Here is a 26,793-nt window from a genome sequence, read left to right on the forward strand (position 1 = left end):
CAACCCGAAACTCAAAAAGTTAAATTATTATTACTGAAGCAAAGCTTTGCGAGAAAGCTTGATACGACCAGCACGGTCTACTTCAAGAACTTTCACGTCGATGATTTCGCCTTCTTTCACAACGTCAGTCACTTGACGAACGCGTTCGTTCGCAAGCTCAGAGATGTGCAACAAACCTTGCGTGTTCGGCAAGATTTCAACGAAAGCACCGAATTCAGCGATCTTCACAACGCGACCTTTGTACACTTTGCCAACTTCGGCTTCAGCACAGATGTCGTTGATCATTTTGATAGCTGCTTTAGTTGCTTCTGGATCCGCAGACGCGATGTTGATTGTACCGTCGTCTTGGATTTCGATCTTAACGCCAGTTGCTTCCGTGATACCACGGATAACTTTACCGCCAGAACCGATAACTTCGCGGATTTTTTCTGGTTTAATTTTGATAGTTTCAATACGCGGAGCAAATTCAGAGATTTGACCACGAGGAACTTTCATCACTTTTTCCATCTCATTCAAGATGTGAGCGCGACCTTCTTTAGCTTGAGCCAAAGCAGTCTCCATCACTTCGAAAGAAACAGAGTCAATTTTGATGTCCATTTGAAGAGCTGTGATACCGTTGTTCGTACCAGCAACTTTAAAGTCCATATCGCCCAAGTGATCTTCGTCACCCAAGATATCAGAAAGAACCGCGACGCGATCGCCTTCTTTGATAAGACCCATTGCGATACCTGCGACATTTCCTTTGATCGCCACACCCGCATCAAGAAGAGCCAATGTGCCTGAGCAAACAGTACCCATCGAGCTAGAACCGTTTGATTCCAAAACTTCAGATACGATACGGATTGTGTATGGGAATTTCACGTGATCAGGAAGAACTGATTTCAACGCGCGTTCTGCCAAGTTACCGTGACCGATTTCACGACGACCTTGACCACCGAAACGACCGACCTCACCTACAGAGTATGGAGGGAAGTTGTAGTGAAGCATGAATTTACGTTTTGTATCTCCGAACAATGTATCAACCATTTGTTCGTCGTCAGCCGTACCCAAAGTCACTGTGCCCAAACATTGAGTTTCACCACGAGTGAACAAGCCTGAACCGTGCGCACGTGGCAACAAACCAACTTCACACGCGATAGGACGAACTGTTTTCATATCACGACCATCGATACGAGATTTTGTATCAAGGATCATCGAACGAGCTTCGCGGTATTTCAAATCTTCAACGATCGCGTTCAACTCTTTCTTGCGAAGAGCTAAAACGTCCTTTTCAGTGATGCCAGCAAGAAGAGTCGCTTCTGCTTCTGCTTTTGCTTTGTCACCAGCTGCGTAACGATCTTGTTTGATTTTAATACGAAGAGCTTCTGCAATTTTAGGTTGCAAGAAAGCTTCTGCTTTCGTTTTGAAATCAGCGTCGATAGATGGTGGGTTGAAAGAACGTTTTCCTTTAGAACCCGTTTTTTCACGCAACTCATCTTGCGCATTCAAAAGAGGCATCATGGATTGGTGACCGAATTTCAAAGCCGCCAATACATCTGCTTCAGAGATAAATTGAGTTTCACCTTCAACCATCAACAAACCGTTGCGAGTTCCCGCAACAACGATGTTCATGTCTGATTTTTCCAACTGTTGTGGAGTTGGGTTGGCGATCAATTGACCATCAACGCGAGCCACTTGGATCGCTGCTGTTGGGCCGTTGAACGGAATGTCTGAACAGTGAAGTGCAGCTGAAGCACCCAAAGAAGAAAGAACTTCAAGAGGGAAAGATCCATCCGCAGAGATAACTGTCGCCACAACTTGCGTTTCGTGACGGTAGCCTTCAGGGAAAACAGGGCGGATAGGACGGTCGATCAAACGCGCGATCAAAACAGAGTCTGTAGAAGGTTTCGCTTCACGTTTGAAATAGCCACCTGGGATTTTACCAGTAGCGTAGAATTTTTCGATGTATTCAACAGTCAAAGGAAAGAAATCTAGTTCAGATTGCTTCTTAGAAGATACTGCTGTGACGAGAACCATGTTGTTTCCGCAAGAGACAAGTACAGATCCATCTGCTTGCTTTGCCAAACGGCCTGTTTCGATGGTGATTTGTTTCCCGCCCACCGATGTAGTTACAGTCGTTTTCATTATTACTCCTTAAAAATGGGGACAATCTCAGTGTTGAATTTATTTGTGCTTTTAATGACCGAAGGGGCCTTGCCGCCCCTTCTTGTCGATCTCAGATTACTTACGGATATCAAGAGCTTTAAGAACTTCTTGGTACTTCTTCACATCTTTACGGTGAAGGTAGTCCAACAATTTACGACGTTGGTTAACAAGAGTTACAAGACCACGACGACCGTGGAAATCTTTTTTGTGTGTAGCAAAGTGAGTAGTCAAATCGTTGATTCTTGCAGTCAACAATGCAATTTGAACTGCTGGTGAACCAGTATCAAGTTCGCCTGCTTTGAATTTTTTAACGATTTGCGCTTTTTGATCTTTCGTGACTGCCATTAAAGTCTCCTTTTTATAGAGGCTAAAACCTCTTATTGTTTAATCAAAAACCCCCTTAAAATCGTCATGGCTGTCGACTGGGGAGAATTTGAAGTTATGTTTCTATCCTCTTGGCCCCAAGGGGTCAAGCTTTCTATCCGTACTTAAAGACCCGACGGAGCACAAATCCGCGGCCTGGCTCTAATCCAATCAAGGCCAACAAATGACCCGAATCTTGGGATAGAACCTGGATATATTGGTCCTCAGATGGTTTAAAAAGAGCAATGAGTTGGGTTCGCAGGTCATGGCTGATCTGCCCATTCCCCAAAAGCACCTGATCTTGCCCTTTGACTCGAATTCTTTTCACCATCGGAAGCGCTTTGTCCATTCCGACAAAGGCATCATGGGTCTCCCCGGCCTTTAAAGTTTGCTCCAAAGCTTCCAAAGTCAGAGACTGACTGATCACGTAAGGAGCCGACCAGGTTCGACGCAGGGCGCTCATCGCAGCCCCACAACCGAGCTTTTGACCTAAAAGATCCACCCATGTGCGAATATAGCTGCCTTTGGTGCATTTAATGTCAAACTCCGCCCATTCCGGCGTTTGTTCGACCAATGTGACATCCCAAAAATTCATGAGCTTCTTGGGAACTTCCACAGCTTTTTCTTCACGAGCGTACTCATAAAGCTTTTTACCCTGGATTTTAATCGCAGAATAAATCGGAACTTCGACTTCCATTTCACCCTGAAGCGACAAAGCTTCTTGCACCACTTGTTCAAGGGTGTGCGTGATTGGCTTAGTTTCTAAAACTTCTCCGGTCGTATCCAAAGTATCCGTGCGAATGCCCCATTGAGCGCGCACCCGATATCCTTTGTCGCCTTCTAAAATGTATTGAGAAAGTTTTGTGCCTTCATTGATCAAACAGGCCATCAAACCTGACGCCATCGGATCCAAAGTTCCCGAATGGCCGACCGACTTCGTGCCTAATAGACGACGAAGACGTGAGACCACATCATGACTAGAAATCCCTGAAGGCTTATCGACCAACAAGAGACCATTGAAATTTTGCTTATTCATCATCTGCTTCGGAAGAACCTTTATCGCCCTTGGCTTTTCGTTCGTTTTCAAGCTCTTGCAGGATGCGATCAACTTTGATGACTTGTTCGGTGATTGTATCTGAATAGAATGTCAATTTCGGACAGTAGCGCATTTTCAGCTCAGAACCGATGTAGTTCTGAATTTCATAAGCACGTTCCTTTAAAATATCCATCACTTCGTCACGCTCTTCATCAGTGCCGATAACACTGATGTAGACTTTCGCGGCACGAAGATCCGCCGGCATTTTAACAGAAGCTACCGAAACAATTCCCGGCAGCTCTGAACGCAAATCACGAAGGAGAAACTGAGCAACGGTCGCTTGAATTTCGCGTTCTACGCGAGCGACTCGGCGTCCATCACCCATGTTCTTCATACTGAAGCACTCCCATCAAGTTCACGTGCGATTTCTTTCTTAACGTAAGCTTCCATGATGTCGCCATTTTTAACGTCATTGAAGTTTTCAATACCGATACCGCACTCGTAGCCGGAAGCCACTTCTTTAGCATCGTCTTTGAAACGTTTAAGCGAAGAGATTTTTCCTTCGTAAACGATCTTACCGTCACGGATCAGACGGATCATGTTGTTACGCTGCACTTTACCTTCAGTTACGAAGCAACCTGCAATCGTTCCAACTTTAGGAACAGTGAACGTGTTACGCACTTCTGCGCGACCCATTTGCTCTTCCACCACGTCTGGAGACAGAAGTCCCGCCATCGCTTTTTTCATTTCGTCGATCAATTCGTATACGATTGAGTACGTACGGATGTCGACGCCCATTTGTTTTGCTTTAGCTTGCGCGCCTGAATCAGGACGCACGTTGAATCCAAGAACGATACCTTTTGCTGTGTGAGCCAAAAGAACGTCGGATTCATTGATACCGCCAACTGCTGAGTGAATAACACGCGCTTTCACTTCAGAAGTTGAAAGTTTAGAAAGCATGCCGTTGATAGCCTCAAGAGAACCATGCACGTCTGCTTTCAAGATGATGCCAAGCTCTTTTACATCGCCTGATTTAACCTTCGAGAAGATTTCATCAAGAGACATTTTCGAAGCTGGAGTCGCTGCTGCGGCTTCCGCTTGTTCTTTACGAAGAGCGGCTGCTTTTTCTGCAGTCGATTCATCTTTTACGATATCGAATTTATCGCCCGCAGCTGGAGTCGATTCCAAACCTTGAACTTCCACTGGGAAGCCCGGGCCTACTGATTGAACGCGCTCGCCGCGGTCATTCATCAATGAACGAATACGACCTTTAACAGTACCCGCTACGATGTATTGACCAACAGAAACAGAACCGTCTTTCACGAGAATCGTGGCAACAGAACCCTTTCCTTTTTCAACTTTCGCTTCAATCACAATACCTGTACCAGAGCGCTCAGGATTTGCTTTCAAATCTTGAACTTCCGCAACAAGGCGGATGTTTTCTAGAAGTGTATCGATACCTGTACGTTTAAGTGCAGACACTTCAACGAAGATCGTCGATCCGCCCCACTCTTCAGGCACGATTTCAAGTTCAGTCAATTGTTGTTTGATTTTGTCAGGGTTTGCGCCTGGCTTATCAATTTTATTTACCGCTACGATGATTGGTACGCCCGCTGCTTTCGCATGGTTAATCGCCTCTTGTGTTTGAGGCATCATACCGTCATCCGCTGCCACAACGATGATCGCGATATCTGTTGCGTTGGCACCACGTGCACGCATAGCCGTGAAGGCTTCGTGACCCGGAGTATCCAAGAACGTGATAAAGCTGCCGTCATCCATTTTTACAGAATAGGCACCGATGTGCTGAGTGATACCGCCGGCCTCGCCTGCAGCCACTTTTGCGTTACGGATAGCATCTAGCAATGAAGTTTTACCGTGGTCGACGTGACCCATCACTGTCACAACTGGTGGACGAGTGATGCGTTCTGCTTCCAAGTTACCGAAAGCTGTCGCTTCCAAAACTTCATCTGCTGTTTTGAATATATTTTGTGCTTCCCAGCCAAACTCTGGAACGATCAATGCGATCGTATCAAAATCCAAAACAGTGTTCATGTTACCCATCACACCGTTTTGCATAAGAACTTTAATCAATTGAGGAGCTTTCAAACCCATCTCAACTGCCAAGTCAGAAACCTTCATGCTGCCATTTACTTTAACAACACGCTTATGCGCCGAAGGTGTTGTGATTTGAGTCTTCATAGACTCACGATCCAACAAACCTTTTTTCTTTTTCGGTTGGAAAACCATTTCGCGCTTACGGAACTCAACGGCATTAAAGACCGCTGGAGCTTCTTCACGACCCGTTCCACCTGCACCTGCAGCACCAGGGCCCGCAGGACCTGCGCCCGCACTTGGACCGCTACCGAAACGTTTACGTTTATCAAAATCACGTGAACGATCTGCATCTGCCAAAGGCTCTGGTGGAGCCATCGGAGCTTGTGCTACGAAACCTGTACGGATGTTACGAGTCGGCGCGCCACCCGCAGGACGGTTGAAACCGCCTGGACGTGGACCACCACCGAAACCACCACCTTGACGATCACCTTGAGGGCGCTCGCCTCTGTCACCGCCTTGGTATCCACCAGAGCGAGGAGGTGCTTGAGATTGAACGCGGGAAAGATCCATGCGTCCGATGATATTACGTTTTGGAGCTGAAGCTGGAGTGGATGCACTCGCTACGCCGCTTGTACCCACGACAACTTCTTTCTTACGAGCAACTGCTGGAGCTGCGGCTTCTGGAGCCGGAGCTGCTACAGGCTCTGCTTTAACTTCGGCCACTGGCGCTGGAGGAGCTTCAACTTTCGTGACTTTTTCTTCGACAACAGGTTTTGCTGCAGCAACTGGAGCTTCTTCAGCCGGAGCTGGAGCTTCTTTTGCTACCGTCGGTTTTTTCACGACTACGCGAGTTGTTTTAGATGCTTCTTCTTCAGTCGCTACAGGAGCTTCCGCTTCTGGTTTTGAAATCACTTTCGCCTTTGGTGGCTCAACAGGGACTTCATCTTTTTTACGACGAATAACAGGAGACTTGCTGGCAGCAGCCGGTGTTTCCGGTTCAGCGGCAGCAGCCGTTGCTTTTTTAGCAGCCGGTTTGCGTGTTGCTGTTTTCTTCGGCTTTACTTCCTCAGCTGCGGCTTCACCGCCACCAAGTTTCACTTTAATTTGCGCAAGGACCTCTGGCGAAAGTTCCGCCATGTGGCTCTTCACTGGAATCTGCCACTCGCGGATCTTGTCCATCAACGCCAGCGGGGTCATCCCGATCTCTTTTGCAAATTCAAAAACCTTTGGATTACTCACTCAGTCTCCCTGTTACTTCAATCCAATTACTTACTTCTGTTGCAAAGCCACCTGCTCTGCTCCAGTTTACGGGCCTTGCGGCCCTTCACTCTGCCCGGTCAAGCCGGTGCTTCAGTTTCGCGAGCTGAGCTCGCTCCACTCTGCCGGCTTCCGCCGACTGCGACCTCGCGGTCTATTCGTCTGCAGCTTCGAGTTTTTTCAACTCTTGTTTTAACATCAAGTCAGCTTGTTCTTTAGCAGATACAGAGCCTGATTTGCTGTCTTTGTTTGCTGTTGGCGCAGTTGGAACTGGAACGCCTTCAGCTTGGTATTTCGCAACGAGAGCTTTCGCTTCGTTGACAAGTTTTTCTGCTTTATCTGGGTCATCATAACCTGGGATTGTCATGACTTCTTCAGTTGTTGCAGCAGCAACAGCTTGGAAGGAACCAAAACCAGATTGGAAGATGTTTTGTGCCATTGTTTCGTTCATGCCTGGGATCAACATCAAGTTGAAGATTGATTCCGCAGTACGTGAAGAAGCCGATGATTCAGAAAGGATATCCAATTTCCAGCTTGTCAATTTAGCTGCCAAGCGAACGTTTTGACCACGTTTACCGATTGCCAAGCTCAATTGTGAATCTGGAACAACGATTTCCATTTCTTTATTCGTATCATCCATGAATACGCGTGAAATTTCAGCCGGAGCCAAAGCGTTACACGCGAAACGAGTGATGTCTTCGTCCCAAGGAACGATGTCGATTTTCTCGCCACGAAGTTCTTGAACGATATTTTGAACACGAGAACCTTTCATCCCAACGCAAGCGCCTACTGGATCAACAGAGTTGTCCTTAGAGCGAACTGCGATTTTTGCACGTTGGCCTGGCTCACGAGCTGCTGCCATGATTTCAACAACACCGTCGTAGATCTCTGGAACTTCCATTTCGAAAAGCTTCATCAAGTAACGCTCGTCTGCACGAGACATGATGATTTGAGGTCCACGAGTTGTTTGACGAACTTCTGATAAGTAACCTTGAATGCGATCGCCTGGTTTGTATTGTTCGCCTGGGATTTGTTCACGAGGTGGGATGTACGCTTCTGTACGACCCAAATCGACAACGATAGCACCTTTTTCTACGCGACGAGCGATACCAGATGCAATTTCACCTTTGCGCTCTTCGAATTCGTTGAAGATGATGTTGCGTTCAGCATCACGCACTTTTTGCATGATGATTTGTTTTGCTGTTTGAGCCGCAATACGACCCAAGTCACCAGCTTCGATTTTAATACCAACTGAATCGTCGATTTGAACGTTTGGATCCATTTTGACAGCTTCGTCGTATGGAATTTCAACTTCTTCGTCGATGAATTTTTCACGAGGGACGACTTCTTTGAACTCATAAAGTTCAACTTCACCAGTGTCTTCATTATAAGTGGCTTCGATTTCGCGGTAAGTGCCGTATTTTTTACGAGCTGCCACTAGCATGCCTTGAGTAATAGCATCGATAACGACTTGCTTGTCGATACCTTTATCTTTACCTACTTGCTCAATCACGCGTGATAGATCTGAAAACAAATTTTCAGCCATGATACCCTCTTTTGTTATTTCTTTTGACCTTTATTAATTTCAAATACCAATTTCGCTTTATCGATCATGCCGTACGGGATTTTGATCTCGACGTCTTTAACGACAAAACGAATTCCTGAGTCATCCGCAGATTCCAAAACTTCTTCGACAGTTTTTGCCGCTTTCCATTTCTTGTCTGTGACACCCATTGTTTCCAACGCTTTCGCTGTTTTGATATAAACCTTTTTGCCGACAACTTTTTGGAAGTGCCAAGGTTTGCTCAAATGACGATCCAATCCAGGAGTTGAAACCTCCAGATTGTAAGCGTCCCCAGGAATAATATCGCTTTCATCCAGGAAGGCATTAATGCCTTTAGAAACGTTGGAGCAATCATCAATACTCACGCTGCCGTCTTCTTTATCGATAAAAAGACGAAGCGTACGACCTTTGCCAATACCGACAAACTCGATATCGTAAAGCACACAGCCCTCTTGAGCTGCGACCTTGCTGGCCATGCTTTCTACTTTATCCATCCACGATGGTTTTTCTGACATTCTTCTCTATTTCCTACGCGAACTAGAAACCCTTCGTCACTCACATCGACTTGGTTCTAGCGCACAATCGTGGGTGACAGTCAGGTCCTGTCCAAAAAAAAATGGGCCTACGAGGGCCCATTGAACGAGGCCAAGTTAACAAAATAATTGAGGAAGAGCAAGGGTTTATCTCAATTGTCCCGGGAACGACTAGGGACACGTGTACAAATAGGCTGTGGCCCCGTCTTGGTAATACTTAGGTCGATGCCCCCGGCGCACAAAGCCCAATTTTTCGTAAAGATTCTGGGCCTTTACATTTTTCTCGTGAACTTCTAGCCAAAGCTCTTTGTCCTGACCCTTTGCGCCAATTAGATGAAGCATCAGAGCTTTCATATAGCCCGCCCGTCGATAACGAGGATGACTCGCCACCAAGGAAATCTCCCAAGCCTGGGGATTGATTCGATACAAAACAAAACCGGCAAGCTCGCTGCCTTCGAAAACACCCACAGCCTCTGCCGTCGCCAATTCCGGCCCCAACATTTCTTCGGGCCAAAAAAATTCAGCTAACAAGCCTTGGTGGGCAATGACCTCTTTGATCAAAACTCGCATGGCACCTTTGTTTCCGATCGAGAGATTGCGAATTTCCACTTAAGATCCAGATGGCAAAAGGTTGCGAACCTTGTATTTGCGTTTGATCACTTCAAACCAAGAACGCAAACGCTCTTCGAGTTGTTGTTGTGCAAGGTAGGTCTTGATATTTTCCTTAAACGAAGCAAACGGCATACTGCCGAACTTAATACGATTCTTATCGTAATAGGCTTGCGCCTCTTGATCGGTGATAATGCCGACCATGGAATTCGATTTAAACTTTAAAAAATTCTTCGCCACCAATTTACGTGCCGTAAACTTTTTCACTTCTTCCGATGTTGCTTCCAGACGTGTCCAGAAACTTTTCCCGCTCAGAGATTTATCAATGCGAGAAAGAGCATTGTTTAATTCCTCTGGCGCCACTGTTCCGACATTAAAATTCTCGGCTTCCATCGCAACGACGACTTCTAACAAGACATTGGCAACGGCATTACGAAAATCAGATTCTTGCGTGCGGATTTCAAGAGGCGTCGGAGTTTTACCGGCAATCACCTGATCGATCGCTGCAGAAATTTGCACTTCACGTGCGGTGATGACGTACTCCCCCGCTTGCCCCACCGACTCAGAAACCACGGTGGCAGCATGTGTAGGAAAAAGAAAGAAAAGACTCAACAACATCTGCATACGAAGACTATGCCTGCAAACGCCAAAAAAAACAAACCCCACCATCGCTGGCGGGGTCTGTAACCACTGAGGAATTAAATTTATACTTTAATTAGATTAGAAATTAACGCGTCCGACAAGAGACAAGACGTAGTATTGGAGCTTTTCGACCTTAGTATAGTAAGGCGAATCCATGATAGATCCTGCTGGAGCATCCAAACGATTTGAAAGATTCCACATATAACGGAAATCCAAACCAAGAGAATACTTCGGATTGAACTCAAGGTCGGCACCTACTAGAGCACCTACGTCAATCGCATGAGATTTAGCAGAGTTGTTTGGAACGCCGTAACCGTCATTCGCCCATTTTTGTTCACGGTATGAGTAAGAAACCAAACCACCGAATACAGGTTTAATGATAGCGTCGAAAAGTTGAACTTTCGCAGCCAATTGACCTGAGTATTGGTTGATATCGATTTCATTTGGAACATAGTAACCGCCGTAGCTGTAACCATATCCACCGTAGTAACCCGTACGTGGAGTCAAACGATAGTTCGAGTACAAGAAAGCACCCTCGATCACGATATTGTCAAATTTCGAACCGAAAGCCACACCCATAGCGTACTGACCCTTTACGTTGTTCGTATCTGGGTAGTCACCTACTCCAAGGATACCAGCTACGTATTTCGTCTCTACTGGTTCTGGTTGGACTTCTTCTTCTTTTGTTTTCAATGCAGCCGCAGCAAGTTCTTCACGGATGATATCGCGTGTGTTCTCTTTAGGTTCTTCAACCTTTTGAACAGGAACTTGTTGGATCACGATTGGAGCTGCTTGTTGCACAGGTTGTTGAACCTGTGGTTGCTCATTTAATGAATTAAATTTGTCGCCGAAAAGAACGTTTGCACGTTTTTTCTCATCTTCCATGCGGGAAGTTTCGAGCTTTTCAACGATACGTTGTTCAGTTGCCAACTCAGCATCTTGACGAGCACGACGGATTTGTTCCGCGCGAGACTCTGTCAAAGGAGACGCTTCGATAATTGTTGTTGGTTGTTTCTGAACAGCCGTTTGTTGTGCTTGTGACGTCGCAGTTGAAGTCGGTGTCGCCTGATTTAAGATATAAATCGGCTGACCGCTAACTGGCGCAGTAGACACAACACCCGCAGCCGGTGCTGCTGGAGCCGCTGCAGCTGGTGCTGCCGCCTGAGCCGGTGCTGCTTGTGCGCTTGAATACATTTGATCAAGCTCAGCATCGACATCGCTTTCGAGGCTTTGTGCGATCGCGAAAGTGGGCGCGATGCTCAAGGCCGCAAGGATATAGATAAATTTCTTCATAGGTACTCCTCGTGGTTTCTCATAAAACCTTTTTGATCAACCCTGCCTAAAGCAAGCCGAGTGCCAACTTGGCCGCAATTCGTCGCAGGCGTCTAAGTTATTGATATCCCCGGTTGTTGTAATGTTTGGTCGCTGAAAGTAAAAAGTGGGTCTTGATAAAATGTGACAACCGTCGAAACACTTTCTGAAAGTCTTTCAAACTGGAGTCGTTTTGACCCACCCCGGCGAAGCACTTTGATTGTCCTTATATATAGATCTTCCAGAAGCTGAGAAATGCATCGGTTCGCTTAATAAGCATGCAGAATAAGTTAAAAATGTGTCTTTTGAAAAAAAGCGCTTGAGCTTTCGATGCAATTTCCGTAAAACGATTTCCTCAGCGCGGGTGTGGTGTAATGGTAGCCACGAGAGACTCAAAATCTCTTGGATTCACGTCCGTGGGGGTTCAAGTCCCTCCACCCGCACCAAATCCCAAGCTATTCGAACACCCATGTGTCGATAGTTAAAGGAAAAACAAAAGGTCATCTTAGGATGGCCTTTTTTCGTTTCGACTTCCATTTTACCATTTAAGGCGTTCCAGGCTGATGATAAATTTCCGACCATCGCTGTCAATGACATTGGCAAGATTGTTCTTGAACAGATTAAGGATTTTGACCTTTCTAAATAACGTCCCGCGAACACCGGCATAGTCACCGCGACACAAAGATTCGTTTTCATTGCATCGAACTTGAACAGAAATTTCTTCGGGAGGTACGACCCTGTTGAAGTTGATACCTCTTTCTCTAATCGCGACTTTAACGTCATCGCTGTAACCTGCATTGGTCGTGTAAATTGCTTTTACATCCGCGATTGTACTCTCTCCGAATAAAACAAGATCGTCCTTACAGAAGTCGGCGCCGCACACATATTCTAAAATCTATGAGCCAATGCGCGGCAAAATTCTTCACTCGAAATTAAAAATCCCCACTCCGTTGGGAGCACAAAATAAAAAAACCGCAGCAAACAAACTCACCGATACTGACTCTGGACTGTCACTCATTTTCTAGTCCGACTAAGATTAAAAAAAGGGGTGATCAATGAAGTTATCAGTCTGTGTATTTTTGATCTTGGGTATTTCGATGGCGCACGCGGAAGAAGCAAAAGAGGCAAAAACAAAAAAAGAAAACAAGAGAATACCTGCCGCTACGGAGACCAGGAGCGCGCAGTTTTCTGAAGGGACAACTGTGCAGTCTATCTATATGGGCGCAGGCATTACCGCTTATCACTTTTCGACTAAAGAGGGTAAAAACTGTTACGGCCTAAGCAATAACGGTGAAGGTGGTGGCGTTTCAATTTCCTGCCCTCAATAAACAGCTCACGGCACGGGAAATCATGATCGTTATTGGATTCTTTGAAGGATCAATTTTTTGAGGTCTGCTGGAGACAGCTTACCCGAAACGGCTGTGACCTGACCGTTTTGTGCGCCGAAGTCAAAAATCGTGAGGACCGTGGCACCTTGTGCTTGAACTGAGTGAGCGATTCGTTGTTCGCTCAGAGTTTCAAGGCTCCCCGATTTTTTCAAGCTCAACTTTACTTCAGTCGCACTGGCATCGGCCTTTACACAACCGGACGATAGCAAGAAGGTTTTTTTTGCGTCGCTATAATAAGTTTTTTTCTCATGAACAAACTTTTGTAGACCGTTTGTATTTAATTTTAAGCAGTCAGCATTAGCACTGTGAGATAGAAGCAAGAGAGCCATTAATGTGATGAACACAGCTGACTCCTCGGTTTATGAGTGGTGCTATTAGGTTGCGCGTGCTTACCTCGACTGGCCGTGTATTCACAAGGATCTTCATTAAGATCATCACAGCCACGTTCTCCGAGGTGGTTTCCATGTCTATCAAAAATTTCAAAGCCCCCGTGTTGATGATCCCACTCATAACAACAAACCATCTTGTGTCTTTTCGCGTCTTTGAAAAAAGCAAAAGCGCCGGAATTTTTGTGTAGGTGATCCCGGAATTTATCCAGGAAGTCTTTGCAGCAGACTTCAGGTGTTGAATTGCAAGTGCCTGTGCTCGACTCGGTATGAGTTTCACAACTTTTGTGTTCAACAATTCCTGTTGCTTTCTTGAGAGCCAACGCAAAATCGTTTTGGCTTTCTGCGGAAGCGGCCGCCATTTCTTCCTCGCTGGGCGACTGGGCTTTAATTTTTTCCAATAGCTCAGAGCCCTGATCGACGATCACAACACCCGCCGCTGCGGCTGCAGCGACAGCTCCTGCCATCAATACTTGCGCCCCACTAATAGCAAATGGAATCGCCAAAAACACGAATGCGTTCGAGCTTAAACACAACAGCAGGACCAAAGATGTGAGCAAAAGTTTTACACGTTTCATTCACATTCTATATCGGAACGACCCTAACAATCTGCAATGAAACAGGCCGAAACTAGACTTGTTGAGCATAGGCAACGGCAATTTGCGCCGCGACCTTCGCATTATTGAGCACCAATTGGATATTGGTTTCTAGGCTTTTACCTGCCGTAAGCTCTTTCACTTTACCCAAGAGAAAAGGCGTCGAGTCCTTGCCCTTGATTCCTTGTACCTTCATTTCTTGAAGAGCATTTTGAATCACTTGATCCATTTGTTGAAAATCCAATGAGTAGGCTTCCGGAACAGGATTTGCGATAATCACACCACCCCTTAGCCCCAGTTCCCATTTCGATTTTAATATCGCTGCCGTCTGTTCTGGAGTGTCGACTTGAGCGTCGACTCTGAATCCACTTTCGCGAGTGTAAAAAGCAGGAAGCTCTGAAGTTTGATAACCCAAAACGGGAACGCCTTTTGTTTCTAGGTATTCAAGTGTCAGACCAATATCCAAGATAGATTTTGCTCCGGCACAAATCACCGCCACGTTGGTTTGGGCAAGCTCCTCAAGGTCCGCGGAAATATCCATTGTGGTTTCAGCTCCACGATGAACACCCCCAATTCCACCCGTTGCGAAAATTGAAATACCCGCAAGCTCCGCGATAATCATGGTGCTGGCAACGGTGGTCGCTCCGTCTTTTTTTTGCGCAACAATCACCGGAATATCACGGCGACTGACTTTAGTGACTTGCATTCCCTTTTTTGCGAAGCTTTCAATTTCATTGCGTGATAGTCCTGCGCGCAAAACTCCATCAATAATTGCAATCGTTGCTGGTACCGCGCCATTCTGGCGAACCTTTTCTTCCACTGCCAATGCCATTTCAAAGTTTTGTGGATAAGGCATTCCATGAGAAATGATCGTGGACTCGAGCGCAACGACCGGCTTTCCGTTAGCTAAGGCGTTTTGAACTTCTTCAGAGAGCTGTACTTTCAGTTGCTTTAAACGATTCACTTATGAACCTCGTGTCTTAGGCGTTTACTGCATCTTATACGCAAATGTCGGGGAACACAAAAATCTGCCAGAAAAAAGTAAAAGATTACATGACCCCTGGAAAACCATGCTCTAGCATACTCAGGATGAGTAAAACTTTTTGCCCGCTTCCTTGGAAAGAAATAGCCTCCACTCCGACTGGATCCGTGCGGCTTTGTTGTTCTTCGGTATCGGGCCTCAATCTCTCGAAACATGCCGACGGATCGGTGGCCCAGATGACAGAAAACTTGGAGGCCGGTTGGAACACTCCATTTTTCCAAGAAGTTCGGGCGCAGATGAAATCTGGCGACTCCGTTTCAGCCTGCACCAATTGTTACAAACTGGAGGCCAGTGGTTCCCCCTCTCCACGAACAGCTTGGTTACAAAAGTTTCCGGATATGGATCCCGCAGATTTACCGACAACAGTGGGATTAGATCAGGTTGAGCAGCTGGATTTGCGCATGGGAAATACCTGCAACCTGCGCTGCCGAATGTGCGGCCCCTACTCGTCGTCTGCATGGACGATGGAGTGGCCCCTATTGGGAGATCTCGTTTCTCAACCCGATGAAAAGGGATGGCAACGAATTCGCAAAGCCAACTGGGCAGAGGACTCAAAATCCTGGGAGCAAATTCAAAAACTTGTCCCAAGCTTGAAGCGAGTTTATCTGACCGGTGGCGAACCTTTCTTGGTATCATTGAACAAAAAATTTTTAGCATCTTGTGTTTCAAGTGGCGAGGCGTCGCATATTGAGCTTCGTTACAATACCAATGGAACTGTTTGGGACCCGGATCTCCCAGAGCTATGGGCGCAATTTCAAAAAGTCAAAGTGCGAGTTTCCATTGATGGACTGGGTGCACTCAACGAATACATCCGTTATCCAAGTCGCTGGCAGCAAATTCTTTCCAACTTGGACTTATTGGAAAATGCCACTCGGATTGCTCCCGTTGAAATTTCCATCGCCAGCACCATTCAGGCTTACAATGTTTTTCATGTTTCCGAATTTCTGCGCTTCTTTCAGGATCGAAACCTTCCGGTGTATCTCGATGTTGTTCACCAGCCTTCTTTTTTATCTGTGGGCGTTCTTTCACCTCAGAAGACCAAGCTGGCTCGACAACGTCTCGAGCCAATGAAAGATTATCCTGGCGTGGAGAATCTCTTACATCTTCTAAATTCATCCCACCACAATCAATGGGATGAATTTGTCGCTTTCACCATGAAACTCGACGACATGCGAAAGCAAAACCTAAACGAAATCGTACCCGAGTTTGCCCAGCCTCGTTAACCGTAGCTTTCCAAGCGGTAAGGTGGGTCAAATTGACACGTCAAAATTTTTGAAATGACCTTAAAATACACAGCCGCTCCTAAGATATAGATCTCACCTGAGAATCCATCACTATCCATCTTTGTTCTCATTTTGCTTCAACAAACTTTGCCCCCCAGATGAAATAAAACGACCCGCCACTTGGCAGCTCCTTTGCTCTACTCTCAAGGTGTCAGAACTTTTTGGAGGAATATATGAAGCTCAAAATGAGACAACTTAAAGGCCTGCTGATCGGCGCTTCTTCTCTGATTTGCATTCTCGCCTTTCAAAACTGTTCTCCTGCGAACTTTGCCGGGCAAACAAGCAACCCGGTTATGTTCACTTCTATGACTCCAGATGCGGCTGACAATATCGGACGCGACCCTGGAATTGATCCGGACTCAAGCGTGGTGTCTGATCCTGAGTCTGAACCCGAGTCTGTTCCTGGCTCACGACCAAATAAAGACCCCATTTCTGATGACCAAGAAAAAGACAAAAGCGGTTTGGTTGAGTGCGAGTTGATTCATCCAAATCAGAAAGTCATTTTGAGTGGTGTCTTCCTTAAAGGATCCAATAATTCCGCAACTCGAGTGTGTATGTCAGAACATGCCTGTTTGCGAATTATTAATGAGTACGCTTCGAAACGCGATTGTACGCTAAGCCTCGGCGCAAGTTCAGAAGCGGCCTCCGAAGCTCAGTGTACAAAAATCTTCCCGGGCAGTAAGGGAACTTGCCACAATGCTGCCGTTGTCTCGGAAGAACAAGTAACTGAAATTTTAAGCTCGATGGAAAAATAAGAAATCAAAAAATGGGAAGCATCAGAAATGCTTCCCATTTTCGTAGTAAGCACTTTTATCTAAAACGGAAAATACCACCACCACATCTTCCGCATTCGCGATTGATTTTACTTTATCAGTAATAATCTTCGCACACTGATCTTGAATTTCTTGCGCACGCGCAAACCACAAAACTTCCACGAATGGATAAGACTCCACGATTTTTCCCTGAGTGAAAAACTGGGTCGCGACATGTTCAAAAGTAAAATTATCTTCTGAAGTCTGAATAGCTGCCGCCAATAAAGGACTCAACTCGGAACTTAAGTGGCAAACTTGATCTTCTTTTAAAGCACGAAAACGAATATGTGGCATAGGACCACTATACTCCCACTCGGTTTTTACGGTCAAATGAGACATGCGTCTCTTCGATGAATCCATAAGCCTTCCTGAGGGAAGTCATTTTACGGCTCTCCCCTATAAAATAAACACGGCATTTCGCTTTAGCTCCAATTAAAAGGCCACATACCTGGAACGACTCTCGCTAGAGGGTTGGACATGCGCCATTTATTTATTTCTCTTATTGTGAGTCTTTTGGGTCCCCTATCCGCTTTCGGCCAAAACTTGGTTACGGATCTGCAGCCGTATTTGAATTCTCAAGGGAAAGGCCAAGTCGTTCTTGCCGGTAAAAATCAGTCTCACGTGGGCGCCTGTCGACTGCAAATCAAGCCCTATAAGGACACTGCGGGTTCCTATAATGCCATTTCCATCCAATTCGAAACTAGCAGCACCGAATTTGTTCTCGACAATATGATTGAAACTGCACGCCGCAAGAGTGACCAATTGATTTATGAAATGCAGGCCACAGCTGACTATAGCGGCGATATCTGCGGGAGTTTTGCTCCAGCGAAAAAAGTAGTCCGTCGAGTCATTATCAGTCCACGCAGCCTGGAAATTCAACGCACTTATCGTTGCCCCTATTTCTTAACATCGACCACGGACTCTTGGGCCTGCCATTTTTAATATGCTTGCCAAATCTCGCCACGAGGCTGGAACTTCTTGTGAGGCCCTGAAAACAGTCCTATAGTATTCCTCTATGGGATTGTTTCGCGCTGTTATTATCATCTTGTTCCTTGGCATCTTCTTTTATGTTTCACATCAACTGCTACGCTTTACGGATCTTACATTTGCACCTGCTTTCGGTGTGATTGTCTTCCTTGCTTTGATGTTCGGACTGGTCTTGTCGATGCCGTTGTATTTTTGGTCGGAACGCCGCCTGCAACACAAACCCTGGCATGACGCTTTTTTCGCCGCCTCTCACTTTGCACTCGCTTATATTAATTTTTTAGGAACATTGGTGATCTTGCGCGATATCGCAGGCTTCGCCGTTCACTATTTGCCCCTTCATTGGACGACAGAGTGGATGCAAAAAGATCTTTACGGAACTACTGCAACAGGACTCTTGCTGATTCTTCCTTTTATCATGATCTTGATTGGTACCGTCACTGTGCGAATCGGTCCTCGTGTTAAAACAATGAAGCTTCGTTTTGCAGATCTTCCGGCCGCCTGGGAGGGCCTTCGTATTTTGCACATCACAGACTTGCATATCGGTGCAAGTCTCCCGCAGCAGTTTGTTGAAAAGCTTGTTCTAGCCGCAGAAAAAGTAAAAGCAGACCTGGTCGTTTACACCGGCGATATTTTGGATGGCAGCGCAGTTCGACACCTCACAGAGATCGAGATGCTTAAGAAGATCCAAGCTCCTCTTGGTAGTTTCTATGTTACGGGAAATCACGAGTACTACTGGCAGATTGGCCAAGCCTTAGCAGCCTTTCGTTCTTTAGGCTTTCATGTTCTTCTGAATGATGTGATCAACGTGCAAAAAGATGGACATCTCTTACAAGTGGGCGGAGTTCCCGATCCTGCAGCGGCAATGGCCGCCATGGAAGGGCCTAACTTTAAAAAGCTACAACAACAGTTCAAAGAAAAAAGCTTTCGAATTCTATTGTCACATCAACCTTCGCTCGCACCGCAAGCGGCCGAAGCCGGTTTTCATTTGCAACTTTCAGGACATACTCATGGTGGACAGTTTTTCCCATGGAACTTCCTTATAGGCTTTTTCCAAAAGTATGCAAAGGGTCTCTACCATATCAAAAATCTTCAACTTTACGTCAATCAGGGCACAGGTTATTGGGGACCGAGCTTACGGATGGGAACTTACTGTGAACTGACGGAAATCATCTTAACCAGAGGAGAAGGAAAATGAATGTTCAAGACAGTGAAATCAAAGCTCTCTTAGAAAAGTACAAAAAGTTCTCTGTCTATGGGTTGAGTCCCGACTCGACAAAAGCCAGCCACTACGTCCCGGCCTACATGCGCGATCACGGCTGGCAAATGGTAGGAACTTATCCCAAAAATCATTCCGCGGGCGGATTTCAGATTTATGATTCTTTAAAAGATGTTCCGGCGGAATATCGAAAGTTTGTCGATGTCTTTCGCAGTTCAGATCGCATCCCCGAAGTTGTGGATGAAGTTCTTGCTGTCGGTGGTGTTGAAGTGTTGTGGTTGCAGTTGGGAATTTCTCATCCGGAAGCCGAATTGCGCGCCGAAAAAGCTGGAATCAAAGTTGTTTCCAATCGCTGTTTGATCATCGAGCACAAGCGCTGGTTTTAGTTAGCACGCTTGTCGGGTGACGGGTTCTTCACGTGATCTAGCGACGCTTTTGTAGTAGAGTATTTGGGAAAAGTTGAACATTCAGTGTATAAACTTCAGATTTTTCTCCGGACTCCATCAAACGACACAGGCGACGTCTGAAATCGCGAATCATTTTTTTTGCTTGATCCATTTTTTCGGGATTGACGGCCATCGTGATACTTGAAAAATCCCTTTCATTCACCGAGCATTCGTCTAATTTTTCCAGGGAATTCAGAATCACATTGCGATGGGATTGGCGAATAATTTCGGACGGAATATCATGACTGGTGGTTGCTCCTCCATACACGACGCGGAAACGATTTTTATCCACCATCTCAATCATATTCAGTTGCAAAAGAACCGTGAGCGCGCTTTCAACTTTTTCTTTGCTGTATCCCAGGCGTTTTTTTATCCACGCATAATCACAAACAGCATCGCGAGTTTCCATAAGGGCTAAAATCTCAAAATGCTCTGGTGATGCAATCAGGGCATATTCGGATTCTTGAAGCTGCCTTTTAATTCCACCCAAGAGGCGGCTATTTTTTCGTTCGTTTTGATAAAGGAAACGCAAATGACGTTTTTCTGCCTCTGAAAGCGAGAGGTTGTTTTCGATTTTAGCGAAAATTCTGGGGCCCACACAAACCTTGCCGGCAATAATATCGCTGAGCTTGCCCGATGAAATATCCAAATTGCGCGCGAAGGAGCGGAGTGAATAACGGGGGTTCTTTTGCTTCCGTTTCTCCAATTGAATTCGCATAAAGTCAGCTATACGCATTTCCATGTCCCCTGTATCTGGAAATTTCCTTCACAAAGCAACTATTAAACCGATCTAAAGTGTTCCAAAAAGCCGTCGGGAACATTCTTCACGGCTGAATTTGGCTTTTGCACGCGTTTTCTAGACAGTGTTTTAAACCCATGCTATCCGAGGCCCATGAAAACACATTTCGTTGCGATCTTGGCGGCTCTCACACTCATGTCAGGCTTATCCCATGCGGGCTTTGAGCGAGGCAATGGCGGTCATGTGGTTCTTTGTGATGAGCAAGTTGTTTTCTTGGATCTTTTTATTTATCAACTGGATAATAAAAAAACTTTTCACGGTATTCATTCTGAATACTCTGGAATCAATCACAAATTTGGTGCGCTTTTAAGACCTCTAGAAAAGCTATCTCCTGCCCGTGCCGAACGCTATCGCGCTTGGGCTTCAACCTTTTTCAGAGAAGCCACCTTTCTTGCAGACTTTGATGGCCGTCCTTTTTTCACTCGCGGTTACAGCGACGTGGATATCAATACGAAACTGAGAATCAGCCGATGGAACTGTAAGCTTGAGTTGATGATCATGCAAACCCGAGAAGTGACAGGTGCTGCCTATTATCGAATCAAAGGACCACTTTGGGCGAAGCTTTCAGAAGATCAGCAGGTTATTGCTCTTCTTCATGAAGTGCTGTTGCGAGACTATCGCAGAGATCCCGCGTTCTATTATAAAAAGCCAGTTCAAGATTTAGTCGTGGCCCTTATTGGCTACAATCAAACGACGGGATCTGAGCAGGAGAAATTCTATAATCAAATTCGCCGGGCTTTGAACACGGCTCCTTCGCTTTGATAACGCAAGTCAATGCGTTGCGCTATTTAACAATCAGTTTAAATCACGACGGAGATAATTTCGACTGGGAGTCGGAAATTTTCACGCGCACAAGATAAATCACGACCAGAATATTGACGACAGTGATGGCCAGCTTCACCGCGGTGAAGTGTTTAGCCATTTCATAAAACTCTAATGGTAAATAAATTGCGCCGGAAATAATTCCTAACCACTTCGCCCAATTTTCTCCCCGCCATAATCCGTAGGCTTCGGTAAAACGAAGAAGCGAATACGCAAAGGCAAAAAATGCCAACATGCGAATATTACCGTCATTAATTTCAGAAAGAAATCGCAGAAAGATTTTGGGATATTCGTCACGAGGGTTGACGCCAATTTGACTCAGAAGTTGGCGTCCCACTTTCTCTAGATTGCGATGCATGAGATCTAACAGCCCAAGGCCTCCGGCTAATACCAAAAGACCTTTAAAAGCTTCAAAAAGTGCCACGGCTCGTAGGCCGCCCTTATGAGATGGCGCCAAATTACCCCTCTTGCTTGTTCCTCATATGGTCAGCAAGATTTAGCAAAGAATGCAAGAGATCTGAGCGAACAGGTTCTTGAATTTGTACATCCTCAAAAGCCTGCACCATGCAAATCATCCATTGATCACGTTCCGCTTTGCCAATTGAGAACGGCAAATGACGTGCACGCAAACGCGGATGACCGAATTTTTCCATGAAGAGATTAGGTCCGCCCAGCCAGCCCGACATGAACATAAAAAGCTTGTCCTCAGAGCTCTGCAAGTCTGCTGGATGCATATCGCGAATAGGTTTTGCTTCCGGCATGGTATCCATGACTTCGTAGAAGCGTTTAACGAGTTTGCGAAGAGTTTCTTCGCCACCGATCATTTCATAGGCTGTCTTTTGAGTCTGTTGCATTTCTACATATTAGCCCAACTCTGGATGGATGTTAAGACGGCGCAGTGCGTGGGCTTGACTAAAGAAGCCCCCGACTGATTATCTCTAGGTATGGAAAAACAATATCTCTCAGGTTTCGGCAATCACTTCTCTTCCGAGGCGCGTCCAGGTGCGCTTCCTCTGGATCAAAACTCTCCGCAAAGAGCTCCTCTTGGACTTTATGCTGAACAATTAAGCGGCTCTGCTTTCACAGCGCCACGCCATCACAATCTTTACTCTTGGCTGTACCGCATTCGTCCTTCGGTCATGCACAAAGCCTATAAGCCTTTGAAAGAACTGACGCAAAAAACGATGTTTAAGCCTCAACACATCAATCCTAATCAAATGCGTTGGAATCCTTTGAAGGATTTGAACGGAACTTTTATTGAAGGACTTCGCACTGTTTGCGGAAGTGGCTCAAGCCTGGAAGGTCGCGGACTGCATGTTCATCTTTATTCGTTCAATCAAGGAATGAAGAACAAATACATGATGAACGCGGATGGAGACTTCTTGTTCGTTGTCCAGCAAGGATCTGTCCAAATTAAAACCGAACTCGGTGTTATGGATGTCGAGCCAGGTGAAATTGCTGTTGTTCCACGCGGAATGAAATTCCAAGTCAATCCTTTAGCTGCAAACGTAAACTGCAAAGGTTATGTCGGCGAAAATTTTGGCAATCCCTTCCGCCTCCCTGATCTTGGACCGATTGGCGCAAATGGTTTGGCGCACCGTCGTCACTTTTTAACTCCTGTTGCTGCCTTTGAAGATCAAGAAGGCTCTTTTGAACTGATTGGCAAATTTAACAACGAATTCTGGAGTGCCGAGATGGGACATTCACCATTAGATGTCGTTGCATGGCACGGGAATTATGTTCCTTTTAAATATGACCTACGCAAGTTCAACACGATCAATACTGTCAGCTTTGATCATCCAGATCCTTCGATATTTACAGTTTTGACTTCCCAAACGGAAACTCCGGGTGTCGCGAATGTAGATTTGGCGATCTTCCCTCCGCGTTGGATGGTGGCTGAACACACGTTCCGTCCTCCCTATTTCCATCGCAATTGCATGAGTGAGTACATGGGACTTATTTACGGTGAATACGACGCAAAGACGGCAGGTGGATTTGTTCCTGGTGGCGGAAGTTTGCACAACTTCTATTCTGCACACGGTCCTGATTCGGAATCTTTCGAAAAAGCGAGTGCCGCAGATTTGAAGCCTCTTAAGCTCACCGACACCATGGCGTTTATGTTTGAAACACGTGCACCTTACATGGTCACGGACTTCGCTCTTGGTAAAGACTTTATCCAAGAAGACTATCAAGAATGCTGGCAAGGGTTTAAGAAGCACTTTAAATAGTGCTTCTTTTTTATTTCTTAACTAGTTTTCTAGGGGCTTGTTCGAAGTAGGCTGCTAGTGCTTTTATATCCGCATCGCTTAGCTTCTGCGCAATGCCCATCATTTGCGTGGGACTGTTTTTTCTTTTTCCATCTTTCCAACTTGTGAGCTGGCTCTCAATGTAAACTCCTAGCTGACCATTCAAGGCTGGAATTGCGGGGGCCATTCCTACTCCTCCGGGGCCATGGCAGTTGTTGCAGGCTTGGAGTTGAAGTTTTTGATCACCTATTTTCGCAAGAGTTTCACCTCGTTTGATAACACTTGCTGCTGATTTTTTTGCAGGCTTGATCGGATTCGACGTCAATGATTCATAGTAAGCCGAGACGTTGGCTCTTTCCGTGTCGGTGAGCATTTTTGCAATCGGAGCCATGACTTCGTTTGTACGGACTCCGCTTGAATAGTCTTTGAGTTGTTCGACCATATAGAAATGTGGCAGGCCAGCCAGTCTTGGGAATCCTCCGACGGCATTCCCTTCCCCTTGTGGGCCGTGACAGGCGATGCAGGCGGCAACACCACTAGATGTTCCTTTCTGCGCAATCTCGGAGCCGGCCTTGATATCAACTTCGCTTGTCGCTCGTAGTTCTTGTGCCTTTACTGATGCACTAAGGACGATGCTTGATAAAATCCAAACGAAGTTCTTCATACGAGAGCCCCCGGGGATTTGAAATATTTGTTTTTGATCGCTTCCAGAGCCCAGTACGTCAAAGCGCCCACTGTCCCCGTCGGATTGTAGCATGAGTTTTGTGGGAAGGCCGAAGCCCCCACGACAAACACATTCGATACATCCCAGCTTTGAAGGTATTTATTGACCGCGCTGGTTTTGGGGTCATTTCCCATGATTACGCCACCGGTGGTGTGAGTCGTTTGATAGACGGATGTATTCCAAGATTTTTTTCTTGGTGTCGCGACAACGGTTTTTCCACCCATGCGTTCCGCGATCTTCTTGGCTTTCTCGGTCACGAAAGCCGCCATCCGAATATCGTTATCGGGGAAATCGTATGTCATACGTAACAGAGGTAAACCCCAAGCATCTTTGTATGTCGGATCAAGATCTAGATAGTTCCAGCGGCTGGATGTGGAGCTGCCGTGAATATTCAGTGGCACTGTGTGATTGTAGTGTTTCGCGACAGCTTTCTTCCACTCAAGTCCCCAGCTTGGCGTGCCAGGAGGTGTCGGACGGAATTCAATTGGTCGACCATGTGTCATGATCGCACCAATGTAAGATCCACCAATAAATTTATGCGGACCATGATCAAAATTTTCACCGCCAAAATCATCGATCATAGTTCCATTCGCACCGGAAGCCATGAACGGATTGATATTCACACTTTCGTCATAAAATACTTGGGCATTGCTCATTGTTTGATAAGCGTAGTTTTTTCCCACCACACCTTGTTCAGTGTGAGGGTCGTAGGGTTTTCCAATCCCGGATAACAACATCAAACGCGTGTTATTCACAGCAAAGGCCGTGACCAAAACAAGATCGGCAGGCTGCTCAAATTCGCGTCCCGCACTATCGATATAGGTCACACCTGTTGCTTTCTTTTTCGTACTATCGAGATTGACACGTAGAACTTGCGCCCCCGTGCGGAGTTCATAATTCGGATTTTTAAGAGCTAACGGTAGAATCATGGTTTGGGGACTTGATTTCGCGTAGTGCTCGCAGGCAAAACGCTCGCAAAATCCACAGAACACACACGTGTTCATTTTAAGGCCTTCAGGATTTGTATAAGGCTGACTTAAATTTGATGAAGGCTGCGGGTAGGGATGATAACCCAACTCAACGGCAGCCTTTCTGAAAAGAGCACCGAAATAGGTTTCCTTCTGTGCTGGTGTCGGATAAGGGCGCGAACGCCAAGCTTCAAATGGATTTCCGCCCGGTTGCGTTTTGCCTTTAATATTCCCGGCGGTGCCACTGGTCCCACACAGATATTCAAAACGATCAAAGTGAGGTTCAAGTTCATCATAAGTCACACCCCAATCTTGAATCCTAAGGTCAGAATCGATGAACTTTTTCCCATAGCGTTTTTCAATATGGGTCTTATAAATAAAGTCGGCGACTTGATAACGAAAGGTTTGTCCATTCCAATGGACCGCGGCCCCGCCGACTCCAGAGCCTGGTAAAAAGCTGTCCCAACGACGCATAGGTAAGGCTGTTTCGCTAACACTGTTTCGTGCCGTGATTGTTTCTTTGGTGTTGTCAGCTGTGAGTCCCTTGCGCACAGCAAAGCGAAGCTCATCGTGCATATTCGGTGATTGAAAATCAGGAACTGTGTCTCGGAATTGACCTCTTTCTAGTCCCACGACTTTTAATCCTGAAGCTGCGAGTTCTTTTCCTAGAATAGATCCGGTAAGTCCCACACCGATGGTCACCACATCTACAGGTTTTAATTTTGTCGCCATGATCTCTCCTTATAAATGTGCCGGAATATTAGGTGACGGATGAATGTGACCGCTGGAGTCTTCAGCTAAACTCATCGGCGCGCGATTGATTTTAATTCCATGTTTATCAACGACGTCATAATAGCTGCCGTAAGCCCCTGGAAATCCGATCATGCGCCATGAAATCATGTCTTGATTGCCGCCATAGACAGGATCGGCAAAAAATCCCTCGATGGTCATTTGTAGTAGGCTGGCGAAAAAGACTTTACTGGGAACTCCGCCCAAATCCCAATCTTCAGTTTCCAGACTTTTTAAATATGAATCTTGTTTTTCAGGAGGCAACTTGGCGAATGAGATCCTTTGATTGGTCATGTCTTTTTCAATGGCCTTAAGTGCCGTTTTGAAAAGTTCGGCGGGAGTAAAAGGTAACTGATAGCCCTGAGAAGGAGTGCCTTTTTCCCAAGGACCGCTGCGATAAAGTCGTTCTCCTGCGCCCCACGCGCCTCCTAATTGTTTATCAATGTAATTAGGAACTCCGGCTTCAATGGCGCCACCCCATTGTTCATCGGCCGGAATAAGTCTTGCCACAGCAGCTTCAATCCATGCCGCTTCACTTTTATTGAAGAACAAATAAGTGGTTTTAGTTTTCTTAGCAGTCGAGGTGCTTTTCTTGGGTGCGACGGCAGCTTCCGCCTTTTCAACAACAGTTGTAAGAGGAAGAGCTGTTAAAAGGCCTGTCGCCGCGATCTTCATCGCATCTCGTCTTGTGATCTCATCCATTTGGGACACCTCCGCTCCCAAATTCAATCAGGGCACGGATAAAAGTCCAACTGTGGAGAAAATATCTGCAAT

Annotated in this window: 30 protein-coding genes and 1 tRNA gene; 9 read left to right on the plus strand and 22 right to left on the minus strand. The window is 46.0% G+C overall.

What is annotated here, in order from left to right:
• Positions 1 to 30: 30 nt before the first annotated feature.
• The 10 genes from pnp to ACLWOR_RS14120 all read right to left on the minus strand — a co-directional run bounded on the left by pnp (position 31) and on the right by ACLWOR_RS14120 (position 11,497).
• Positions 31 to 2,124 (minus strand): polyribonucleotide nucleotidyltransferase, encoded by a 2,094-nt coding sequence (gene pnp / locus ACLWOR_RS14075; protein WP_413941398.1) that lies wholly within the window; start codon positions 2,122 to 2,124, stop codon positions 31 to 33.
• A 96-nt stretch (positions 2,125 to 2,220) separates the two neighbouring features.
• The gene (gene rpsO, locus ACLWOR_RS14080; protein WP_413941399.1) at positions 2,221 to 2,490 is read right to left on the minus strand and encodes a 30S ribosomal protein S15; all 270 of its coding nucleotides are present in this window, start codon (positions 2,488 to 2,490) and stop codon (positions 2,221 to 2,223) included.
• Between the two features lie 133 nt (positions 2,491 to 2,623).
• Complete coding sequence (gene truB / locus ACLWOR_RS14085; protein WP_413941400.1) at positions 2,624 to 3,544, minus strand: tRNA pseudouridine(55) synthase TruB; 921 nt, start codon at positions 3,542 to 3,544, stop codon at positions 2,624 to 2,626.
• Positions 3,537 to 3,938 carry a 30S ribosome-binding factor RbfA gene (rbfA, locus tag ACLWOR_RS14090; RefSeq protein WP_413941401.1) on the minus strand — a complete coding sequence of 134 codons (402 nt, stop codon included), beginning with the start codon at positions 3,936 to 3,938 and terminating at the stop codon, positions 3,537 to 3,539. The genes truB and rbfA overlap by 8 nt, the downstream gene beginning before the upstream one ends.
• A complete protein-coding gene (gene infB / locus ACLWOR_RS14095) occupies positions 3,935 to 6,838 on the minus strand; it encodes a translation initiation factor IF-2 (protein ID WP_413941402.1) in 2,904 nt (967 codons plus the stop codon). Before infB ends, rbfA begins: the two co-directional genes overlap by 4 nt.
• A 172-nt stretch (positions 6,839 to 7,010) precedes the next feature.
• The gene (nusA, locus tag ACLWOR_RS14100) at positions 7,011 to 8,402 is read right to left on the minus strand and encodes a transcription termination factor NusA (protein ID WP_413941403.1); all 1,392 of its coding nucleotides are present in this window, start codon (positions 8,400 to 8,402) and stop codon (positions 7,011 to 7,013) included.
• A gap of 14 nt (positions 8,403 to 8,416) precedes the next feature.
• Positions 8,417 to 8,935: a ribosome maturation factor RimP gene (gene rimP, locus ACLWOR_RS14105; RefSeq protein WP_413941404.1), complete on the minus strand. Its 519-nt coding sequence runs from the start codon at positions 8,933 to 8,935 to the stop codon at positions 8,417 to 8,419.
• Positions 8,936 to 9,124: 189 nt separating this feature from the next.
• Entirely contained in the window at positions 9,125 to 9,562 is a 438-nt protein-coding gene (locus ACLWOR_RS14110) for a GNAT family N-acetyltransferase (RefSeq protein WP_413941405.1), read from the minus strand.
• The gene (locus ACLWOR_RS14115) at positions 9,563 to 10,186 is read right to left on the minus strand and encodes a hypothetical protein (protein WP_413941407.1); all 624 of its coding nucleotides are present in this window, start codon (positions 10,184 to 10,186) and stop codon (positions 9,563 to 9,565) included.
• A gap of 96 nt (positions 10,187 to 10,282) precedes the next feature.
• Positions 10,283 to 11,497, minus strand: coding sequence for a hypothetical protein (locus ACLWOR_RS14120; RefSeq protein ID WP_413941408.1), 1,215 nt, complete (start codon positions 11,495 to 11,497; stop codon positions 10,283 to 10,285).
• A 378-nt stretch (positions 11,498 to 11,875) separates the two neighbouring features.
• On the opposite strand from ACLWOR_RS14120, the gene ACLWOR_RS14125 reads away from it, so the two are divergent.
• Positions 11,876 to 11,961, plus strand: a tRNA-Leu gene (locus ACLWOR_RS14125).
• A gap of 92 nt (positions 11,962 to 12,053) precedes the next feature.
• Here ACLWOR_RS14125 and ACLWOR_RS14130 read toward each other — a convergent pair.
• Entirely contained in the window at positions 12,054 to 12,398 is a 345-nt protein-coding gene (locus ACLWOR_RS14130) for a hypothetical protein (RefSeq protein ID WP_413941409.1), read from the minus strand.
• Positions 12,399 to 12,570: 172 nt separating this feature from the next.
• Between ACLWOR_RS14130 and ACLWOR_RS14135 the strand changes: the two genes are divergently transcribed.
• A complete protein-coding gene (locus tag ACLWOR_RS14135; RefSeq protein WP_413941410.1) occupies positions 12,571 to 12,843 on the plus strand; it encodes a hypothetical protein in 273 nt (90 codons plus the stop codon).
• Between the two features lie 29 nt (positions 12,844 to 12,872).
• Here the strand turns inward: ACLWOR_RS14135 and ACLWOR_RS14140 are convergent, their stop codons facing one another.
• From ACLWOR_RS14140 to ACLWOR_RS14150, 3 genes are read right to left on the minus strand one after another with little or no spacing between them, the layout of a single operon-like run.
• Complete coding sequence (locus ACLWOR_RS14140; protein WP_413941411.1) at positions 12,873 to 13,247, minus strand: hypothetical protein; 375 nt, start codon at positions 13,245 to 13,247, stop codon at positions 12,873 to 12,875.
• Positions 13,232 to 13,867 (minus strand): hypothetical protein, encoded by a 636-nt coding sequence (locus ACLWOR_RS14145; RefSeq protein ID WP_413941412.1) that lies wholly within the window; start codon positions 13,865 to 13,867, stop codon positions 13,232 to 13,234. Before ACLWOR_RS14145 ends, ACLWOR_RS14140 begins: the two co-directional genes overlap by 16 nt.
• A 52-nt stretch (positions 13,868 to 13,919) precedes the next feature.
• A complete protein-coding gene (locus ACLWOR_RS14150; protein WP_413941413.1) occupies positions 13,920 to 14,849 on the minus strand; it encodes a pseudouridine-5'-phosphate glycosidase in 930 nt (309 codons plus the stop codon).
• Between the two features lie 125 nt (positions 14,850 to 14,974).
• On the opposite strand from ACLWOR_RS14150, the gene ACLWOR_RS14155 reads away from it, so the two are divergent.
• A complete protein-coding gene (locus ACLWOR_RS14155; RefSeq protein ID WP_413941414.1) occupies positions 14,975 to 16,150 on the plus strand; it encodes a twitch domain-containing radical SAM protein in 1,176 nt (391 codons plus the stop codon).
• Here the strand turns inward: ACLWOR_RS14155 and ACLWOR_RS14160 are convergent.
• Positions 16,147 to 16,281: a hypothetical protein gene (locus tag ACLWOR_RS14160; RefSeq protein ID WP_413941415.1), complete on the minus strand. Its 135-nt coding sequence runs from the start codon at positions 16,279 to 16,281 to the stop codon at positions 16,147 to 16,149. The genes ACLWOR_RS14155 and ACLWOR_RS14160 overlap by 4 nt on opposite strands.
• A gap of 102 nt (positions 16,282 to 16,383) precedes the next feature.
• Here ACLWOR_RS14160 and ACLWOR_RS14165 point away from each other — a divergent pair, with 102 nt between their 5' ends.
• The gene (locus tag ACLWOR_RS14165) at positions 16,384 to 16,965 is read left to right on the plus strand and encodes a hypothetical protein (protein WP_413941416.1); all 582 of its coding nucleotides are present in this window, start codon (positions 16,384 to 16,386) and stop codon (positions 16,963 to 16,965) included.
• A 21-nt stretch (positions 16,966 to 16,986) separates the two neighbouring features.
• Here ACLWOR_RS14165 and ACLWOR_RS14170 read toward each other — a convergent pair whose 3' ends face one another.
• Positions 16,987 to 17,382 (minus strand): DUF1904 domain-containing protein, encoded by a 396-nt coding sequence (locus ACLWOR_RS14170; RefSeq protein WP_413941417.1) that lies wholly within the window; start codon positions 17,380 to 17,382, stop codon positions 16,987 to 16,989.
• A 117-nt stretch (positions 17,383 to 17,499) separates the two neighbouring features.
• Between ACLWOR_RS14170 and ACLWOR_RS14175 the strand changes: the two genes are divergently transcribed.
• The 3 genes from ACLWOR_RS14175 (at position 17,500) to ACLWOR_RS14185 (ending at position 19,611) form a co-directional block, all read left to right on the plus strand.
• Positions 17,500 to 17,964 (plus strand): hypothetical protein, encoded by a 465-nt coding sequence (locus tag ACLWOR_RS14175; RefSeq protein WP_413941418.1) that lies wholly within the window; start codon positions 17,500 to 17,502, stop codon positions 17,962 to 17,964.
• Between the two features lie 73 nt (positions 17,965 to 18,037).
• Positions 18,038 to 19,204, plus strand: a complete 1,167-nt coding sequence (locus tag ACLWOR_RS14180; protein WP_413941419.1) for a metallophosphoesterase — start codon at positions 18,038 to 18,040, stop codon at positions 19,202 to 19,204.
• On the plus strand, positions 19,201 to 19,611 hold the full coding sequence (locus tag ACLWOR_RS14185; protein WP_413941420.1) for a CoA-binding protein: 411 nt from the start codon (positions 19,201 to 19,203) through the stop codon (positions 19,609 to 19,611). The genes ACLWOR_RS14180 and ACLWOR_RS14185 overlap by 4 nt, the downstream gene beginning before the upstream one ends.
• A gap of 37 nt (positions 19,612 to 19,648) precedes the next feature.
• Here the strand turns inward: ACLWOR_RS14185 and ACLWOR_RS14190 are convergent, their stop codons facing one another.
• Positions 19,649 to 20,413 (minus strand): DUF4423 domain-containing protein, encoded by a 765-nt coding sequence (locus ACLWOR_RS14190; protein WP_413941421.1) that lies wholly within the window; start codon positions 20,411 to 20,413, stop codon positions 19,649 to 19,651.
• 150 nt (positions 20,414 to 20,563) lie between these two features.
• Here ACLWOR_RS14190 and ACLWOR_RS14195 point away from each other — a divergent pair, with 150 nt between their 5' ends.
• Complete coding sequence (locus ACLWOR_RS14195) at positions 20,564 to 21,232, plus strand: hypothetical protein (RefSeq protein ID WP_413941422.1); 669 nt, start codon at positions 20,564 to 20,566, stop codon at positions 21,230 to 21,232.
• Positions 21,233 to 21,275: 43 nt separating this feature from the next.
• On the opposite strand, the gene ACLWOR_RS14200 is transcribed toward ACLWOR_RS14195, so the two are convergent.
• Both ACLWOR_RS14200 and ACLWOR_RS14205 read right to left on the minus strand, forming a co-directional pair.
• Positions 21,276 to 21,716, minus strand: coding sequence for a DUF2127 domain-containing protein (locus ACLWOR_RS14200; RefSeq protein ID WP_413941423.1), 441 nt, complete (start codon positions 21,714 to 21,716; stop codon positions 21,276 to 21,278).
• Positions 21,717 to 21,750: 34 nt separating this feature from the next.
• A complete protein-coding gene (locus ACLWOR_RS14205) occupies positions 21,751 to 22,146 on the minus strand; it encodes a group II truncated hemoglobin (RefSeq protein WP_413941424.1) in 396 nt (131 codons plus the stop codon).
• A 90-nt stretch (positions 22,147 to 22,236) separates the two neighbouring features.
• Here ACLWOR_RS14205 and hmgA point away from each other — a divergent pair, with 90 nt between their 5' ends.
• A complete protein-coding gene (hmgA, locus tag ACLWOR_RS14210; protein WP_413941425.1) occupies positions 22,237 to 23,520 on the plus strand; it encodes a homogentisate 1,2-dioxygenase in 1,284 nt (427 codons plus the stop codon).
• A gap of 10 nt (positions 23,521 to 23,530) precedes the next feature.
• Here the strand turns inward: hmgA and ACLWOR_RS14215 are convergent, their stop codons facing one another.
• The 3 genes from ACLWOR_RS14215 to ACLWOR_RS14225 are packed head-to-tail and all read right to left on the minus strand — an operon-like array spanning position 23,531 to position 26,721.
• Complete coding sequence (locus tag ACLWOR_RS14215; protein WP_413941427.1) at positions 23,531 to 24,202, minus strand: c-type cytochrome; 672 nt, start codon at positions 24,200 to 24,202, stop codon at positions 23,531 to 23,533.
• The gene (locus ACLWOR_RS14220) at positions 24,199 to 25,962 is read right to left on the minus strand and encodes a GMC family oxidoreductase (RefSeq protein WP_413941428.1); all 1,764 of its coding nucleotides are present in this window, start codon (positions 25,960 to 25,962) and stop codon (positions 24,199 to 24,201) included. The genes ACLWOR_RS14215 and ACLWOR_RS14220 overlap by 4 nt, the downstream gene beginning before the upstream one ends.
• Before the next feature lie 9 nt (positions 25,963 to 25,971).
• Positions 25,972 to 26,721, minus strand: a complete 750-nt coding sequence (locus tag ACLWOR_RS14225; RefSeq protein ID WP_413941429.1) for a gluconate 2-dehydrogenase subunit 3 family protein — start codon at positions 26,719 to 26,721, stop codon at positions 25,972 to 25,974.
• Positions 26,722 to 26,793 lie beyond the last annotated feature (72 nt).

This window comes from Bdellovibrio sp. HCB2-146 (assembly GCF_047345725.1).
GTDB lineage: Bacteria > Bdellovibrionota > Bdellovibrionia > Bdellovibrionales > Bdellovibrionaceae > Bdellovibrio.

Excerpts from the sequence above, each read along its gene's own strand:
- pnp (WP_413941398.1), bottom strand. The coding sequence starts at position 2,124 with ATGAAAACGACTGTAACTACATCGGTGGGCGGGAAACAAATCACCATC.
- rpsO (WP_413941399.1), bottom strand. The coding sequence starts at position 2,490 with ATGGCAGTCACGAAAGATCAAAAAGCGCAAATCGTTAAAAAATTCAAA.
- truB (WP_413941400.1), bottom strand. The coding sequence starts at position 3,544 with ATGAATAAGCAAAATTTCAATGGTCTCTTGTTGGTCGATAAGCCTTCA.
- rbfA (WP_413941401.1), bottom strand. The coding sequence starts at position 3,938 with ATGAAGAACATGGGTGATGGACGCCGAGTCGCTCGCGTAGAACGCGAA.
- nusA (WP_413941403.1), bottom strand. The coding sequence starts at position 8,402 with ATGGCTGAAAATTTGTTTTCAGATCTATCACGCGTGATTGAGCAAGTA.
- rimP (WP_413941404.1), bottom strand. The coding sequence starts at position 8,935 with ATGTCAGAAAAACCATCGTGGATGGATAAAGTAGAAAGCATGGCCAGC.
- ACLWOR_RS14115 (WP_413941407.1), bottom strand. The coding sequence starts at position 10,186 with ATGCAGATGTTGTTGAGTCTTTTCTTTCTTTTTCCTACACATGCTGCC.
- ACLWOR_RS14120 (WP_413941408.1), bottom strand. The coding sequence starts at position 11,497 with ATGAAGAAATTTATCTATATCCTTGCGGCCTTGAGCATCGCGCCCACT.
- ACLWOR_RS14135 (WP_413941410.1), top strand. The coding sequence starts at position 12,571 with ATGAAGTTATCAGTCTGTGTATTTTTGATCTTGGGTATTTCGATGGCG.
- ACLWOR_RS14145 (WP_413941412.1), bottom strand. The coding sequence starts at position 13,867 with ATGAAACGTGTAAAACTTTTGCTCACATCTTTGGTCCTGCTGTTGTGT.
- ACLWOR_RS14155 (WP_413941414.1), top strand. The coding sequence starts at position 14,975 with ATGAGTAAAACTTTTTGCCCGCTTCCTTGGAAAGAAATAGCCTCCACT.
- ACLWOR_RS14160 (WP_413941415.1), bottom strand. The coding sequence starts at position 16,281 with ATGAGAACAAAGATGGATAGTGATGGATTCTCAGGTGAGATCTATATC.
- ACLWOR_RS14165 (WP_413941416.1), top strand. The coding sequence starts at position 16,384 with ATGAAGCTCAAAATGAGACAACTTAAAGGCCTGCTGATCGGCGCTTCT.
- ACLWOR_RS14170 (WP_413941417.1), bottom strand. The coding sequence starts at position 17,382 with ATGGATTCATCGAAGAGACGCATGTCTCATTTGACCGTAAAAACCGAG.
- ACLWOR_RS14175 (WP_413941418.1), top strand. The coding sequence starts at position 17,500 with ATGCGCCATTTATTTATTTCTCTTATTGTGAGTCTTTTGGGTCCCCTA.
- ACLWOR_RS14180 (WP_413941419.1), top strand. The coding sequence starts at position 18,038 with ATGGGATTGTTTCGCGCTGTTATTATCATCTTGTTCCTTGGCATCTTC.
- ACLWOR_RS14185 (WP_413941420.1), top strand. The coding sequence starts at position 19,201 with ATGAATGTTCAAGACAGTGAAATCAAAGCTCTCTTAGAAAAGTACAAA.
- ACLWOR_RS14190 (WP_413941421.1), bottom strand. The coding sequence starts at position 20,413 with ATGGAAATGCGTATAGCTGACTTTATGCGAATTCAATTGGAGAAACGG.
- ACLWOR_RS14195 (WP_413941422.1), top strand. The coding sequence starts at position 20,564 with ATGAAAACACATTTCGTTGCGATCTTGGCGGCTCTCACACTCATGTCA.
- ACLWOR_RS14205 (WP_413941424.1), bottom strand. The coding sequence starts at position 22,146 with ATGCAACAGACTCAAAAGACAGCCTATGAAATGATCGGTGGCGAAGAA.
- hmgA (WP_413941425.1), top strand. The coding sequence starts at position 22,237 with ATGGAAAAACAATATCTCTCAGGTTTCGGCAATCACTTCTCTTCCGAG.
- ACLWOR_RS14215 (WP_413941427.1), bottom strand. The coding sequence starts at position 24,202 with ATGAAGAACTTCGTTTGGATTTTATCAAGCATCGTCCTTAGTGCATCA.
- ACLWOR_RS14220 (WP_413941428.1), bottom strand. The coding sequence starts at position 25,962 with ATGGCGACAAAATTAAAACCTGTAGATGTGGTGACCATCGGTGTGGGA.
- ACLWOR_RS14225 (WP_413941429.1), bottom strand. The coding sequence starts at position 26,721 with ATGGATGAGATCACAAGACGAGATGCGATGAAGATCGCGGCGACAGGC.